The sequence below is a fragment of the Nonomuraea sp. NPDC050790 genome (genome assembly GCF_044456745.1).
GTDB lineage: Bacteria > Actinomycetota > Actinomycetes > Streptosporangiales > Streptosporangiaceae > Nonomuraea.
Genome location: NZ_JBITGF010000002.1, coordinates 228,851 through 243,475, shown reverse-complemented (window position 1 = coordinate 243,475; position 14,625 = coordinate 228,851). Strand labels below are relative to the sequence as shown.

Genomic DNA, 14,625 nt, shown 5'->3' with positions numbered 1-14,625 from the left:
GCCCGGCTCCCCCGAGGGGAACCGGGCGTCGCGTCGTGCCGGCGGTGTCTAGCTGCAGCCGCTGGTCGAGCCGCAGCCCTCGCAGACGTAGCAGCTTCCCGCGGGCCGCATCTTGGTGCCGCAGGTCATGCAGAGCGGGGCGTCGGCCGTGAAGCGCTGGTGGCTCTCCAGCGTCAGCTCCCGGCCCGAAGCCGCGTCGGCGGCCGGTTCCGGCTTGGCCGCCTCTATCGGCGCGGACTGGGCCAGGATCTCCCTGTCCACCGACTCGGGCAGCGGCGCCGGGTCCTCACCGCGCTGCTGCGCGGCCCGCTCGGCGGCCGAGAAGATGCCCAGGGCGGCCCGCTCGTCATACGGGAGGTGGTCGAGGGCCAGGCGGCGGAAGATGTAGTCCATCACCGACGTGGCCATCCGGATGTCCGGGTCGTCCGTCATGCCCGCGGGCTCGAAGCGCATGTTGACGAACTTGCTCATGTACGTCTCGAGCGGCACGCCGTACTGCAGCCCGATCGAGATCGCGACGGAGAAGGCGTCCATGACGCCCGCCAGCGTCGAACCCTGCTTGGACATCTTGAGGAAGACCTCGCCCAGACCGTCGTCGGGGTAGGACGAGGCGGTCATGTAGCCCTTGGCGCCGCCGACCGTGAAGCGGGTCGTCGTGCTGGGGCGCTGGTTGGGCATGCGGCGGCGGGTCGGCCGGTTGACCTCGATGACCTTGACCTGGGGCTCCTCGGTCGCGGCCGTCTCCTTCTTGGCCTCCTCCTTCTTGCCCCCGGCCGACAGCGGCTGGCCGACCTTGCAGTTGTCGCGGTAGACGGCCAGCGCCTTCAGGCCGAGCTTCCAGCCCTCCAGGTAGACCTGCTCGATGTCGTCGATCGTGGCCGACTCGGGCAGGTTGACCGTCTTGGAGATCGCGCCGGACAGGAACGGCTGCGTGGCGGCCATCATCCGCACGTGGCCCATCGGCGCGATCGCGCGCTCGCCCATCGCGCAGTCGAACACCTCGTAGTGCTCCAGCTTGAGGCCGGGGGCGTCGACGACGTGGCCGTGCTCGGCGATGTACTCGACGATCGCCTCGATCTGCTCCTGCTGGTAGCCGAGCTGCCTGAGCGCGCGCGGGATCGTCTGGTTGACGATCTGCATCGAGCCGCCGCCGACCAGCTTCTTGAACTTGACCAGCGCCAGGTCGGGCTCGATGCCGGTGGTGTCGCAGTCCATCATCAGGCCGATGGTGCCGGTCGGGGCCAGCAGCGACGCCTGGGCGTTGCGGTAGCCGTTCTTCTCGCCGAGCTTGAGGCACTCCGACCACTGCTTGGACGCCTCAGAGTGGATCTTGGAGTCCATGATGCCGACCGTGCGCAGGTTGTCGTTGGCGGCGGCGTGCTTGCGCATGACGCGCTTGTGCGGCTCGGCGTTGCGGGCATAGCCCTCGTACGCGCCGACGGCCCCGGCCAGCTCCGCGCTGCGGCGGTAGGAGACCCCGGTCATCAGGCTGGTGATGCTCCCGGCCACCGCGCGGCCGCCGTCGGAGTCGTAGGCGTGGCCCGTGGCCATGAGCAGCGCGCCCAGGTTGGCGTAGCCGATGCCGAGCTGGCGGTAGGCGCGGGTGGTCTCGCCGATCTTCTCCGTCGGGAAGTCCGCGAAGGTGATCGAGACGTCCATCGCCGTGATGATCAGCTCGGTGAGCTTCACGAAGTTCGCGATGTCGAAGGAGTTGTCGTCCTTCAGGAACTTCAGCAGGTTGATGCTGGCCAGGTTGCAGGAGGAGTTGTCCAGGTGGACGTACTCGCTGCACGGGTTGGAGGCGGTGATGCGGCCGGTCTCCGGGCTGGTGTGCCAGTCGTTGATCGTGTCGTCGTACTGGATGCCCGGGTCGGCGCACTCCCACGCCGCCTTGGCCATCTTGCGGAACAGGTCTTGGGCGTCGATCTCCTCGATGACCTCGCCGGTCAGGCGGGCGCGCAGGCCGAACTGGCCGCCCTTCTCCACCGCGTGCATGAACTCGTCGGAGACGCGCACCGAGTTGTTGGCGTTCTGGTACTGCACGGACACGATGTCCTTGCCGCCCAGGTCCATGTCGAAACCGGCGTCGCGGAGGGCGCGGATCTTGTCCTCTTCGCGGGCCTTGGTCTCGATGAACTCCTCGATGTCGGGGTGGTCGACGTCGAGCACGACCATCTTGGCCGCGCGCCGCGTGGCACCGCCCGACTTGATGGTCCCGGCCGAGGCGTCGGCGCCGCGCATGAAGCTGACGGGGCCGCTGGCCGTACCGCCGCTGGAGAGAAGCTCCTTGGACGAGCGGATGCGCGACAGGTTGATGCCGGAGCCCGAGCCGCCCTTGAAGATCACGCCCTCTTCCTTGTACCACTCCAGGATCGACTCCATCTGGTCGTCCACGGAGAGGATGAAACAGGCGCTGACCTGCTGCGGGGACTGCGTGCCCACGTTGAACCAGACCGGCGAGTTGAAGGCGAAGACCTGGTGCGCGAGCGCGTACTTGAGCTCGTGGTCGAAGATCTCGGCGTCCTCGTCGGTGGCGAAGTAGCCGTGCTCCACCGCGGTCTTGGTGTACATGCCGACCACGCGGTCGACCAACTGCTTCAGGCTCCACTCACGCTGCGGGGTGCCCACGGCGCCCCGGAAGTACTTGGTGGTCACGATGTTGGCCGCGTTGACCGACCAGAACTCGGGGAACTCCACGCCCCGCTGCTCAAAGTTGACCGACCCGTCGCGCCAGTTGGTCATGACGACGTCGCGGCGCTCCCAGGTGATCTCGTCGTAGGGATGCACGCCCGGCTTGGTGAAGATCCGCTTCATCTTCAGACCCTTGCGGGGCCTCTTGCCCCCGCGTGCCACCGAACCGCTCGCCGTCTCCGTCATGACTCCCCCTTCTCGCCCCGCGCCTTGCCGGTGGGGCTCGACTCCCGCTCCGCCTTCAACTGTTCGATCTCGGCCTCGAAGTCCGCCAGGCTCTCGAAACCGCGATATACCGATGCGAACCGCAGGTACGCCACCTCGTCCAGGTCCCGCAGCGGGCCCAGGATCGCCAGCCCCACCTCGTTGGAGGGGATCTCCGCCGCGCCCCTGGCCCGGATGGCCTCCTCGACCCTCTGCCCAAGCTGGGCCAGCGAGTCCTCGGTCACCGGCCGGCCCTGGCAGGCCCGCCGTACGCCGGCGACGACCTTCTCCCTGGAGAAGGGCTCGGTCACCCCGCTACGCTTGCTCACCATCAGCAGGACCGTCTCCTGGGTGGTGAACCTGCGCCCGCACTCCGGACAGGTCCGGCGCCGCCTGATGGCCGCGCCGTCGTCCGTGGAGCGGCTGTCGATGACCCTCGTGTCGGGGTGGCGGCAGAACGGACAGTGCACGCTGCTTTCGCCTCCTCGAACGGCCGCGTAAAGCGGTTGTCCCCGTACGCTCGCGCACACCCCACGGCGAGCCATGGAGCGGTCACGGAAACACAAGTTGTGGTGAACTACATCGGTGTAACTACTAGATGTTGTGGTCCTAACGTAGAAGCGCGCGACCATGAACGCAAGTTGGCGCGGCCCTTCCGATCGAAGTCGCTGATCAGCGGGCTGATGGGCGCTTCTGCCGGGCGTGTCGGGGTGAACACGCGGGCCTCTGCGGGTGTTCCCGGAGCTGTTTCCGCAGCTCGGCGGGTGTTCGGCGCCTCGCCGAGCTTCAAGGGCGGGAAGCCCTTGCACGTCGGGGTTTCCGTGGCTTCGAGCCCCCGCGCACCGGGCTTCCGGGGCCGCGAACCCCTTGCGCGCCGGGGTTTCACGATCCGCGAGCCCCTCGCGCGCCTCGGGCGCTTCAGGGGTTGCGGTCCTCTTGCGCTCCGCTCGTTGTGCGCCAGGCTTTCGCTTCCCCTCTTCGCCCCCCTTTGCGCTCTAGGCGGCACGAAAGGCGCGCGCCCTTCCGGCCGGGCGTGCGCCTTCGATCTGGGGGTACGGCGGTGCCCCCTCAGTGACCCGAGGGGATGTACAGGCGGGTGCCCGGACGGATCAGGGAGCTCTTCAACCCGTTCTGCCGCATGATGTCCTGGGCCACCGCGATCGGGTCGCCCTCCGGGGAGACGGCTTCGGCGATGGTCCACAGGGTGTCGCCGTCCTCGACCACGACCCACGGCAGGCCCGCGTGGCTCGGGACGGGCTGGGCCGCCGCGGCCAGGCTCACCGCCCTGGTGCCCAGCCACAGTCCACCCAGGGAGAGCGCGGCCACGACCACCACCAGGGCCGCCCGGCCGCGACGCGTCAGCCGTACGGGCGGCTTGGGCCTGTTGACCCGCACCCCACCCCCACGCGACCCCCCACCACGCCCAGCAACCCCGCGCCCCACGCCCTGACGGCTGCCATCACGCCCAATGTCTTCGCGCTTCGCGCTCTCACGCCCATCGGGACCGCGGGTGTCGCGCCGGATCGGCTGGGTTTCGTGCGTTCCGGTGTCCCCGGGAGCCCCCGTGGCCCCGGCGACCCTGGTCTGCGCACGGCCCCGAGACCGCTCGCCGCGCCTGGCACGCTGTCGGCGACCGCGTGGCCGTTCCCCTGAACGACCGTCGCCATCCGCAGGCCCGGCACCCTGCGCGGAGGTGTCCAGACGCCCATCCACGTGTCCGGAGTTGTCCAGGGGTGTGGAGTCTGCCGGGGGTGGGCCGGAAGACGAGGTCTCTGTGCGTGGGGGTGGGACCAGCCACAGGGTCGGGCCGCCCGGACGGCCGCGGCGCACGCGGCCGGGACGAGAGCCCTGCCCGGCCGTGCGCGCCGCGGCCCGCTCAGCGGGATCACCCGGCCCGCCCTTGCTGGAACGTCCGGTGCCCCCGCTCGGACGTCCCGCACCTCCGCTTGGACGTCCGGTGCCCCCGCTTGGACGTCCGGCACCTCCGCTTGGACGTCCAATGCCCCCGCCGTTCGAACGCCCGGCGCCTCCGCCGTTCGAACGTCCAGTGCTCCCGTTGTTCGAACGTCCGATGGCCCCCTTTTCCGAACGGCGAGCCTCGGAGGCGCGCCGCGAGTCGGCCAGGACGATGTCGGCGATCAGCGTGAGCCTCTGGACGTCGTCGCTGGTCGTTGGTCTGGTGGTCGCTCGCACGATTGGCCTCCCGCCCCTTGTGGCCTCAGCAAAAGGCCCAATAAAGATCGGCAAATCGAACACGGTGTCGATCGAACTCCCGTACGATGTTGTACACCACGCTGGCGACATTTTCGAGGAAGACTCGAACAATTGTTTGAGGTTGATCTTCGACGGCGATATCGTCGCTGTGTGCGACACGAAGACCACAGACCGGCAGGGCCGCCGCAGAGGCGGGCCACCGGGCGAGGAGGAGAGCATGAGCGAGCGGGATGACGCAAACGGGGTCAGCGACCTCGCGGTGCGCCGGCGTGACTCCCTGGGCCTGACCCCACGGCAGCGCAAGATCCTCGAGGTGATCCGCGATTCCGTCCAGCAGCGCGGTTATCCCCCGTCCATGCGGGAGATCGGCGAGGCCGTCCAACTGACGAGCACGTCCAGCGTGTCGCACCAGCTCACCGCCTTGCAGCGGAAGGGCTACCTGCGCCGCGACCCCCACCGCCCGCGCGCGCTGGAGGTCCGCCTGCCCGGCGAGCCGGTCCTGTGGGTCGACCCCGACGCCACCGACGACGAGCCCGCGGTGAGCCGCCCGACCGCGGCGTACGTCCCGCTCGTCGGCCGCATCGCCGCCGGTGGCCCGATCCTGGCCGAGGAGAGCGTCGAGGACGTCTTCGCCCTCCCCAAGCAGCTCGTCGGCGAGGGCACCCTCTTCCTCCTCCAGGTCACCGGTGACTCGATGATCGAGGCCGCGATCGCCGACGGCGACTGGGTCGTGGTCCGCCAGCAGCCGGTCGCGGAGAGCGGCGACATCGTGGCCGCCATGATCGACGGCGAGGCCACGGTCAAGACCTTCAAGCGCAAGGACGGCCACGTCTGGCTGGTCCCCCACAACCCCAACTACGACCCCATCCCTGGCGACGAGGCCAGCGTCCTGGGCAAGGTCGTAGCCGTCCTCCGCCGCCTCTGACCCCAAGAGGGGCCCGGCCCCCACCCGCACCGGGCCCCTTTTCCACCCGCTACACAGGACCGCCTCTCACCCGGTCCTGCGTGCCGCCCTCCCCTGATACGGCAGGCCCACTTTCACCCGGTACGGCTCGCCCACCTGGGCCCGAGCCGCTGGTTCGCGCGCCCTTTCCCAGGCATCGCGCTCCCAGCCCGGAGCCACCCAACCCCGAGCCACCTAGCCTCGGGCGGCCCAGCCTTGGACTGCCACCTGCCCTCTCCCTCAACCGCCGCGCGGCTCCTCCTTGACGCGCGGCGGTGACGGGTCGGGGCGCTGGGCAGGGGCCGGTAGCGGTTGGGCGGGTCGCGGGCAGGTTCCGGTCGCGGGCAGGTTCCGGTCGCGGGCAGGTTCCGGTCGCGGGCAGGTTCCGGTCGCGGGCAAGGCCCGGTTGTGCCAGGACGGGTCGCGGGCAAGGCCCGGTTGTGCCAGGACGGGTCGCGGGCAAGGCCCGGTTGCGCCAGGGCGGGTCGCAGGCACGACCGGCGGGAGCGGTGGTGTCGGGACGCACGGCGGGCCTGGTCAGCGACGGGCGAGACCGGTGGCGCGGGAGCGGGCGGCGGGCAGAGCTGCAGGTTGGGGCGGGGCCGCGGGCGAGTCGGTGGGTTGGGGTTGGTGTGTGGGGCTGGTGGGAAATGTTGTGAAAATTACAATGATCGGGTGAAACGTGATGGGTTGAAGTGGAGCAAGGTCGAACCGGGTGTGATCCCGGCCTGGGTGGCGGACATGGATCTGCCCACCGCCCCGGCCGTCGTCGAGGCGCTCAAGGCGCGGGCCGAAGGTGATCTGGGGTACCCGACCTGGCTGGACAACTACCAGGCCGGACCGATGTCGGAGGCGTTCGCCGAGCGCATGGAGAGCCGGTTCGGATGGGCTCCCGACATCACCCACTGCCGCACCTACAGCGACCTCAACCAGGCCCTCCAGGTGTTCCTGCAGGTCTGGACACGGCCCGGTGACGGAGTGGCGTTGCACACGCCTGCCTACCATCCGTTCCTGGGCACGCTGGCCGACATGGAACGTCCGATGCGCCCCATTCACATGGAGCCCGACGGCGAGTCCTGGCGGTTCGAGGTGCCGGATCTAAGCGGGTGCCGGGTGCTGTTGCTGGTCAATCCGCACAATCCGACCGGACGCGTCTTCACGCGCGAGGAGCTGGAGCTCCTGGCGGAGCACGCGGTACGCCACGACCTGCTGGTGATCTCCGACGAGATCCATGCCGATCTCGTGTACGCGCCCCACCGGCACATCCCGTTCGCCAGCATCCTCCCGGAACGCACCGTCACCCTGACCTCGGCCACCAAGGCGTTCAACCTGGGCGGCATCCGCTGCTCGATCGCCCACGTCGGCATGCCCGAGGTGCGCAAGGCCCTGGAGGAGCAGCCCGCCTTCGTGTACGGCTCGGCCCACCTGTTCGGCGTCGAGGCCACGGTCGCGGCCTGGCGGCACGGCGACGCCTGGCTGGCCGACACCCTCGCCCTCCTGGACCGCAACCGCCACGCCCTCGCCGCCCGCCTGCCCGGCACGGTCCGCTACCGGGTGCCCGAGGCCACGTACCTGGCCTGGCTGCACGTGGGCCGTCCGGGCATGGCCGAGGTCCTGGAGCGCGAGGCGAAGGTCCTGCTGAACGACGGCGCCGTGTTCGGCCCCGGTGGCGACGACTACGTACGCCTCAACTTCGCCACCACCGAGGACACCGTGGCCCAGATCCTCGACCGCATCGTGCCGATCCTCACGTGACGATCCGGGCAAAGATCCCGAAACGCAAGAAATCCTGAAACGCGAAAGACCCCAAAACGCGAAAAATCCGGAAACCGGCAGATCAGGCAACGCGAGGATCGGCCAACGTAAGGATCAGGCAACGCGAGGATCGGCCAACATGAGGATCAGGCAACGTGAGGATCGGCGACCCTAGGACCCAGCGAAGGAGTCGGCCAGGGGGCCGTCAGGGTCGGGGAACGGGCGGGAGGTCGGGCGGCGTGGCCGGCGGGTGCTCCTCCAGCGCCGCCAAAGCCAACTCCACCGCCTTCTCAAGCTGCGGATCCCGCCCCGCCACCCGATCCTGCGGCGTGATCACCACCTCGACGTCCGGGTCCACGCCGTAGTTCTCGACCCCCCACCCGTGCCCCTCCAGCCAGAACGAGTACCGAGGCTGCGTGACCACGGTCCCGTCGACCAGCGAGTACCGCGAGTCGATCCCGATGACCCCGCCCCACGTCCTGGTCCCGACCAGCGGCCCGATGCCGCGGATCTTGATCCCGGCACTGACGATGTCGCCGTCCGACCCGGCGAACTCGTCGGTGACGGCCACGATCGGCCCGCGAGGAGAGTCCTCGGGATAACGCCGGGGCTCGTAGCCGCGCGCCCGCGCCCACCCCGACACCCGGCGGGACAACTTCTCCAGGACCAGCTCGGAGGTGTGCCCGCCACCGTTCTCCCGCACGTCCACGACGAGCCCGTCGTGGTCCATCTCGGTACGCAGGTCGCGGTGGAACTGCGCCCACCCGGAGGCCACCATGTCGGGAACGTGCAGGTAGCCGAGCCGCCCACCGGACAACTCGTGCACAAAGGCCCGCCGGCCCTCTACCCACTCGTGGTAGCGGAGCTGGGTCTCGTCGGTGATCGGGGTGACGACCACGCGGCGCGGGTCGCCGCCCGAGGCCGGCCGTACCGTGAGCTCGGTGGGCTGGCCGGCGGTGCCGGCGAGGGAGGCGAGCGGCCCGCGCACGGGGTCGACGGGACGGCCGCCGACGGCGAGGATCGCGTCGCCCTCGCGGACGGCGACGCCCGGCGCGAGCAGCGGCGAGCGCGCGTCGTGGTCGGAGGTCTCGCCGGGCAGGATGCGGGCGACGCGCCAGGTGCCGTCCTCGTCGCGGGCCAGGTCGGCGCCGAGCAGGCCCTGGCGGCGCCTGGGGTCGACGCCGGGGCCGTTGGCGCGGGCGTAGGCGTGGGAGGTGCCGAGTTCGCCCTGTACCTCCCAGAGCAGGTCGATCAGCTCGGAGTAGGCGCCGATGCGCTCCACGAGCGGCGCGTAGCGGTCGAGCGCGCCCTGCCAGTCGACGCCGTTCATGTCCTCGCGCCAGTAGTGGTCGCGCATGAGGCGGCCGGCCTCGCGGTAGCTCTGGCGCCACTCGGCGACGGGGTCGATGGTGACGCCGACCCGGTCGAGGTCGATGGTGACGACCTCGTCGCCTTCGGCCGCGGCGCGGGTCTGCAGGCCGTTCTTGCCGTTGGTGACCAGGCGGCTGCCGTCGGCGCTGACCTCGAACGCGCGGTACTCCTTGCCGAGCTCGGCCTTGGCGCGCTTCTTGAGGTCGTAGCGCTCCAGGACCACCTCGGGGGTGACGTCGCTGCCGTCGCCGAGCTGGCCGGTCAGGGGGTGGCGCAGCCACAGCAGCGCTTCCTTGGCGGTGCGCAGGTTGCCGTAGCGGCCAGCGGGCACGGGGACGGGCACGACGCGGGCGCCCAGCCCGTCGGCGTCCACCTCGGTGCGCGGCGGCGTGTCGCCGTTCTTCTTGTCCTTGCCGTCCTTGCCGCCCTTGTCGTCGTCCTCGCCGTTGAAGCCGCGTCCCTGGAGGCTCGGGTCGAAGGGGCTGGGCGTGGTGGCCTGCAGCGGCACGATGTACGGCCGGCACGCGTTGGGAAAGGACAGGTCGAAGACGTGCGAGTCGTAGACCGGGTCGAAGGTCCGCATGGACAGGAACGCCAGGTGTTTGCCGTCCTTGGTGAAGACGGGCGAGTAGTCGGCGAAGCGCGGCTGCGTCACCTCCAGCGTGGCGGTCCCGTCGATGCGCCCGACCTTGATCTGCGTCAGCGGGTCGGCGTGCGGGTGGACCCAGGCCAGCCAGGCCGAGTCGGGGGAGAAGGCCAGGTCGCCGATGTCGCCCTGGACGGTCCGGTCGAGCTCGCGCAGCGTGCCCTGGTCGAGGTCGACGGCGATCAGGCGGCCGTCGTGGGTGGCGACGGCGGCGTGCTTGCCGTCGGGCGCGGCGACCAGTTCGAGCACCCGGCCGAGTTCGCCCGCGGCCAGGGTGCGGATCTCGCCGCCGGGCACGCCGATCTCCAGCGCGTCCTCGCCGGTGGCGTCGGAGACCCAGATGGCGCGGCCGTCGGCGTCGAGGGCGCGCGGCAGCCGTACCCGCACGCCTGCTTCGGCGCGCAGCGCGCCGGCGGGACCGTCGCGGTGGGTCACCCAGTGCGCGGTGCCGCGGATCTCGACCGCGCTGGCGCGTCCCGTCGCGTCGGGCGAGAAGCCGCCGACGCGGGTGGGCGCCGGGCGCTTGGCACGGGCCGGGCGCGGCCCGCCAAGCGTGATGTCCAGCTTGTACGGCTCCGCCTCCAGGCTCTCCAGCATCCAGAGGTCCCCGGCATGGCTGTATACCACGCGCTGCCCGTCGGTGGCCGCGTGCCGGGCGTAGAACCCGTCGTGCGAGGTGTGGCGGCGCACGTCGGAGCCGTCGGCCAGGGCGGAGTAGAGGTGCCCGGTCCCGTCCTCGTCGTTGAGGAACGCCAGCCGCTCCCCCACCCACATGACCGACCAGTACGGCGAGAGCCGGTCGGCGAACAGCCGCGTGAACTCCCCGTCGCCGTCGGCGTCCACCCAGATCTTGCCCGCGGTGCCGCCGCGGTAGCGCTTCCACTGCGACGGCTCGCGCCACACCGCGGAGACGACCGCGACCCGCTCACCGTCGACGGCGGCCTCGCTGACCCACCCGTACGGCAGGCGCGTGGCCGGCCCGCCGTCGAGGGGCACGGCGTAGGCCCAGGTCCGGCTGCGCCCGCCTTGGCCCGCGGCGCTCACGGCCAGCACGTCGCCGCCGGCGGTCCAGCCGCCCACGACGGTCGTGCCGCTGCCCCAGTGGGTCAGCCGATCGCCCGCCCCGCCGTCGATCTCGGCGGCGAAGACCTCGGGCGCGCCTTCGCGGGCGCCGGTCCAGGCGATGCGGGTACCGTCGGGTGAGAACCGGGGGAAGCTGACCGGAGTACGGTCGGCGGTGAACCGCCATGCGCGGCCGCCGTCCAGCGGAGCGAGCCAGACATCGTCGTCGGCGACGAAGGTGACCAGGTCACCGTGCAGATGCGGATATCTCAGGTATGCGCCATTTGTCACATCTGAACACTAGTCGCGGTGGCTCACGCTCGCTGCGGGCCACCAGTCAGCTAAACCGATCTAGTACAGGAACAGAGGATGAAGTAGCGTCTCCACCGCAGACAGCTAAAGCGATTTAGCATCGAGGAGAGCTTCATGACCCGTCGTCTGTTACCCCTGCTGTGCGGGGTCCTGGTCGCGACCGCCCTCGTCGCCCTCCCCGCACGGGCCGCCGCCCCCGGCGATCAGCCGTACGCCTCCTACTGGCACCCGAACACCATCCTGTCGTGGAACCCGGCGAGCGACCCCGACGCCCGGTTCAACCGGTCGAGCGTCCCGCTGCGCCCCCGGATCTCGGACCCGGCGCTGAAGGCCAACGCCAACGCCCGCGCCGGAGAGGGCCGCATCGCCTCGCTGGCCGCCTTCGCCCCCACCTCGGGCAACCCCTCCCAGGGCGGCCTCGACCCGAACTACTACGCCTTCACCTACTGGCAGTACATCGACACGCTGGTCTTCTGGGGCGGCTCGGCCGGTGAGGGACTCATTCTCGCCCCCAACGGCCCCGTGATCGACGCCGCCCACCGCAACGGCGTGCGGGTCTACGGGACCGTCTTCTTCCCGCCGACCGTCTACGGCGGCCAGATCCAGTGGGTACGCGACTTCGTCCAGAAGCAGGGCTCCACCTACCCGGTCGCCGACAAGCTCGCCCAGGTGGCGCAGCACTACGGCTTCGACGGCTGGTTCATCAACCAGGAGACCGCGGGCGGCGACGCCGCGCTGGCCACCGAACTGCGCAACGTGATCTCCTACCTGCGCGCCAAGGGCATGCAGGTCATGTGGTACGACGCCATGACCGAGTCCGGCGCCATCTCCTGGCAGGACGCGCTGACCAGCGCCAACGACAGCTTCTTCCAGGCGTCGGACAACATGTTCATCGACTTCGGCTGGTCCAGCCTGACCTCCTCCCGCGACCTGGCCCGCACGCTGGGGCGCAGCGAGTTCGACCTGTACAGCGGCATCGACACCGAGGCCAACGGCTACGACTCCGGCGTGAACTGGAACGCGGTCTTCCCCGGCGGCCGGCCGCACGTGACCTCGCTGGGCATCTACCGCCCAGAATGGACGTGGAAGTCCGCGAGCGGCCCGGCCGACTTCCGCGCCCGCGACTCCCGCTACTGGGTGGGCGCCAACGCCGACCCGTCCGACACCACCACCACCTCGGCCTGGAAGGGCCTGGCCACCTACGTGGCCGAGTCGAGCCCGGTCACCGCCAAGCCGTTCGTCACCGGGTTCAACACCGGTCACGGGGACTTCTACAACGTCGGCGGGACCCGCGTGCGTACCGGGGGCTGGAACAATCTGTCCGTCCAGGACGTGCCGCCCACCTACCGCTGGGTCATCACCTCGGCGGGGACCAGGCTCACCCCGGCGATCGACTACGGCGACGCCTACGAGGGCGGCTCCTCGCTCCGCCTGACCGGCACCCTCGGCGCCGCCAACACCCTGCGCCTCTACCAGACGCGCCTGCCGGTGGCGGCCGGCACGAAGCTGTCGGTCGTGGTGAAGACGCCCGTCGCGGGGCCGACCCGGCTGAAGGCGGCGGTGGCGTTCACCGACGCGCCCACCACCTTCGTGCCCCTGGACCTCGGCTCGACCTCCGGCACCGGCTGGGAGCGCAAGAACCTCGACCTGTCCGCGTACGCCGGCCGTACGATCGCCCAGCTCGGACTGCGCGCGGAGGGTGCGGCGGGCGCCTACGACGTCAGGGTCGGCCAGCTCGCGGTCTACGACGGCGCGGTCGACGTGCCGGCGGCGCCCTCGGGGCTCACCGTGCTCGGCGCCACCGACGTCTCCCCGACGACCAAGTCGCTCCGCCTGAACTGGACCGGCTCGGGACGTCCCCACCACTACGACCTGTACCGCCGCAACCCGGACGGCACCCGCACCTACCTGGGCGCCACCCCGGCCGACGCCTACTTCGTGCCGCGGCTCGACCGCGTCGGCTCCGAGACGAGCACGGTCCTGGACGTGGAGGCGGTCGGCGCCGAATACGGCCGCTCGGCCCCGGCCAGCACCACGATCTCCTGGACCGGCACCGGCGAGGCCAACCTGGCCCTGAACCGCCCGGCCACCGCCTCGGGCCAGTGCAACTCGAACGAGGGGCCGGCCAAGGCGGTCAACGGCAGCGTGGGCGGCGGCAACACTGACAAGTGGTGCGCCCTGACCTCGGCCAAGTGGATGGAGGTGGATCTCGGCGCGGCCAAGGCGCTGACCAGGTTCACCGTCAGGCACGCGCAGGCCGGCGGCGAGTCCGCCTCCTGGAACACCCGGGCCTTCACCATCCAGGTCCGCGCCTCGGCCGCCGACCCCTGGACCACCGCGGTCACGGTGCCGGCCAACACCGCCGCCGTCTCCGACCACCCGGTGGCGCTCACCGCCCGCCACGTACGCCTGAACGTGACCACACCCACCCAAAACGGCGACCCCGCCGCCCGGATCTACGAGTTCGAGGCGTGGGGCGGCTGACCCCCGGCCACTCGCGCGCGGACCTCTCCGGCCAGCTCGACCTGGTGCAGGAAGTCGCCGCCGTCGAGGCCGAAGCCGACCTCGTCGGCGCCCGCCTCGGCGAAGGCGGCCACCCGCTCGGCCGCCTCCTCCGGTGAGCCGCTGACCGTGGCCTGGCGGACCTCCTGCTCGGAGAGCTGGAAGAAGCCGGCGAGCTGTGTCTCCATCGCCCGTCTTGCCTCGGGGTCGTCGCCCAGGACGGCGTGGACGCCCATGTTGACGAGCGGCGCGGGCCTGCCGTACTCCTCGGCGTACTCCCTCAGCCTGGCCACGGCGGGCTTGAGCTGGGAGGGCGTCAGGCCGGAGGGTAGCCAGCCGTCGGCGAGGCGGGCCACGCGCCGCAGGCCCGCCTCGCTGGTGCCCGAGCCGACCAGCAGGGGCGGCACCGCCGTACCGGGGGCCAGCGTCACCTCCGGCCCGTCGCCCACCGCGGTGGGCCGCCCCGCGATCAGGCCGGGCAGCGCGCCCAGCGCCGCGTCGGTCGCGCGGCCGCGGTGCGTGCCGCCCGCGCCGATCGCGCTCCAGAACGGCGAGCCGGGGAAGCCGCCGATGCCCACGCCCAGCCTGACCCGGCCCCGCGACAGGTACTGCAGCGTCTGCACCTGCGCCGCCATCATCGCCACCGGCCGGGTGGGCACCGACAGCACCCCGAAGTCCAGCTTGATCCGCCGTGTGACGGCCGCGGCGGTGGCCATGGTGACCACGCACTCCAGCGCGAGCGTCCCGTCCCCCACCAGCACGTCGGCGGCGCCCACCGCGTCGAGTCCGGCCTCCTCGGCCAGCCGCGCCGCGCGGGCCACGCCGTCCGGGCCGAGCGCCTCGATCTCCCGCATCGTCGGAAGTCCAATACCGATGTTCACCATGAACCCACTGTGCAACCTCAACTCGACTTGAGGTCAAAACG

8 protein-coding genes are annotated in these 14,625 nt (G+C 71.0%); 3 read left to right on the top strand and 5 right to left on the bottom strand.

The genetic code is table 11. From position 1 onward, the window contains the following. Positions 1 to 48: 48 nt before the first annotated feature. The 3 genes from ACIBEJ_RS09595 to ACIBEJ_RS09585 form a co-directional block, all read right to left on the bottom strand. Complete coding sequence (locus ACIBEJ_RS09595) at positions 49 to 2,877, bottom strand: vitamin B12-dependent ribonucleotide reductase (protein WP_397182212.1); 2,829 nt, start codon at positions 2,875 to 2,877, stop codon at positions 49 to 51. Continuing rightward, positions 2,874 to 3,365, bottom strand: a complete 492-nt coding sequence (gene nrdR / locus ACIBEJ_RS09590; RefSeq protein WP_397182211.1) for a transcriptional regulator NrdR — start codon at positions 3,363 to 3,365, stop codon at positions 2,874 to 2,876. The genes ACIBEJ_RS09595 and nrdR overlap by 4 nt, the downstream gene beginning before the upstream one ends. Before the next feature lie 598 nt (positions 3,366 to 3,963). Beyond that, positions 3,964 to 4,290 (bottom strand): LysM peptidoglycan-binding domain-containing protein, encoded by a 327-nt coding sequence (locus ACIBEJ_RS09585; RefSeq protein WP_397182210.1) that lies wholly within the window; start codon positions 4,288 to 4,290, stop codon positions 3,964 to 3,966. A gap of 1,036 nt (positions 4,291 to 5,326) precedes the next feature. Between ACIBEJ_RS09585 and lexA the strand changes: the two genes are divergently transcribed. Together lexA and ACIBEJ_RS09575 are read left to right on the top strand one after the other, a co-directional pair. Further along, complete coding sequence (gene lexA, locus ACIBEJ_RS09580) at positions 5,327 to 6,034, top strand: transcriptional repressor LexA (RefSeq protein ID WP_397182209.1); 708 nt, start codon at positions 5,327 to 5,329, stop codon at positions 6,032 to 6,034. A gap of 693 nt (positions 6,035 to 6,727) precedes the next feature. Beyond that, complete coding sequence (locus tag ACIBEJ_RS09575; protein WP_397182208.1) at positions 6,728 to 7,807, top strand: MalY/PatB family protein; 1,080 nt, start codon at positions 6,728 to 6,730, stop codon at positions 7,805 to 7,807. A 205-nt stretch (positions 7,808 to 8,012) separates the two neighbouring features. Here ACIBEJ_RS09575 and ACIBEJ_RS09570 read toward each other — a convergent pair whose 3' ends face one another. Then, entirely contained in the window at positions 8,013 to 11,177 is a 3,165-nt protein-coding gene (locus ACIBEJ_RS09570) for a PDZ domain-containing protein (protein ID WP_397182207.1), read from the bottom strand. A 135-nt stretch (positions 11,178 to 11,312) separates the two neighbouring features. Between ACIBEJ_RS09570 and ACIBEJ_RS09565 the strand changes: the two genes are divergently transcribed. Continuing rightward, positions 11,313 to 13,682 carry a discoidin domain-containing protein gene (locus tag ACIBEJ_RS09565; RefSeq protein WP_397182206.1) on the top strand — a complete coding sequence of 790 codons (2,370 nt, stop codon included), beginning with the start codon at positions 11,313 to 11,315 and terminating at the stop codon, positions 13,680 to 13,682. Here the strand turns inward: ACIBEJ_RS09565 and ACIBEJ_RS09560 are convergent. Next, entirely contained in the window at positions 13,655 to 14,554 is a 900-nt protein-coding gene (locus ACIBEJ_RS09560) for an LLM class flavin-dependent oxidoreductase (protein ID WP_397182205.1), read from the bottom strand. The genes ACIBEJ_RS09565 and ACIBEJ_RS09560 overlap by 28 nt on opposite strands. Between the last annotated feature and the right edge of the window lie 71 nt (positions 14,555 to 14,625).

Coding starts and splice junctions, on each gene's coding strand:
- ACIBEJ_RS09595 (WP_397182212.1), bottom strand. CDS start 2,877: ATGACGGAGACGGCGAGCGGTTCGGTGGCACGCGGGGGCAAGAGGCCC.
- lexA (WP_397182209.1), top strand. CDS start 5,327: ATGAGCGAGCGGGATGACGCAAACGGGGTCAGCGACCTCGCGGTGCGC.
- ACIBEJ_RS09565 (WP_397182206.1), top strand. CDS start 11,313: ATGACCCGTCGTCTGTTACCCCTGCTGTGCGGGGTCCTGGTCGCGACC.
- ACIBEJ_RS09560 (WP_397182205.1), bottom strand. CDS start 14,554: ATGCGGGAGATCGAGGCGCTCGGCCCGGACGGCGTGGCCCGCGCGGCG.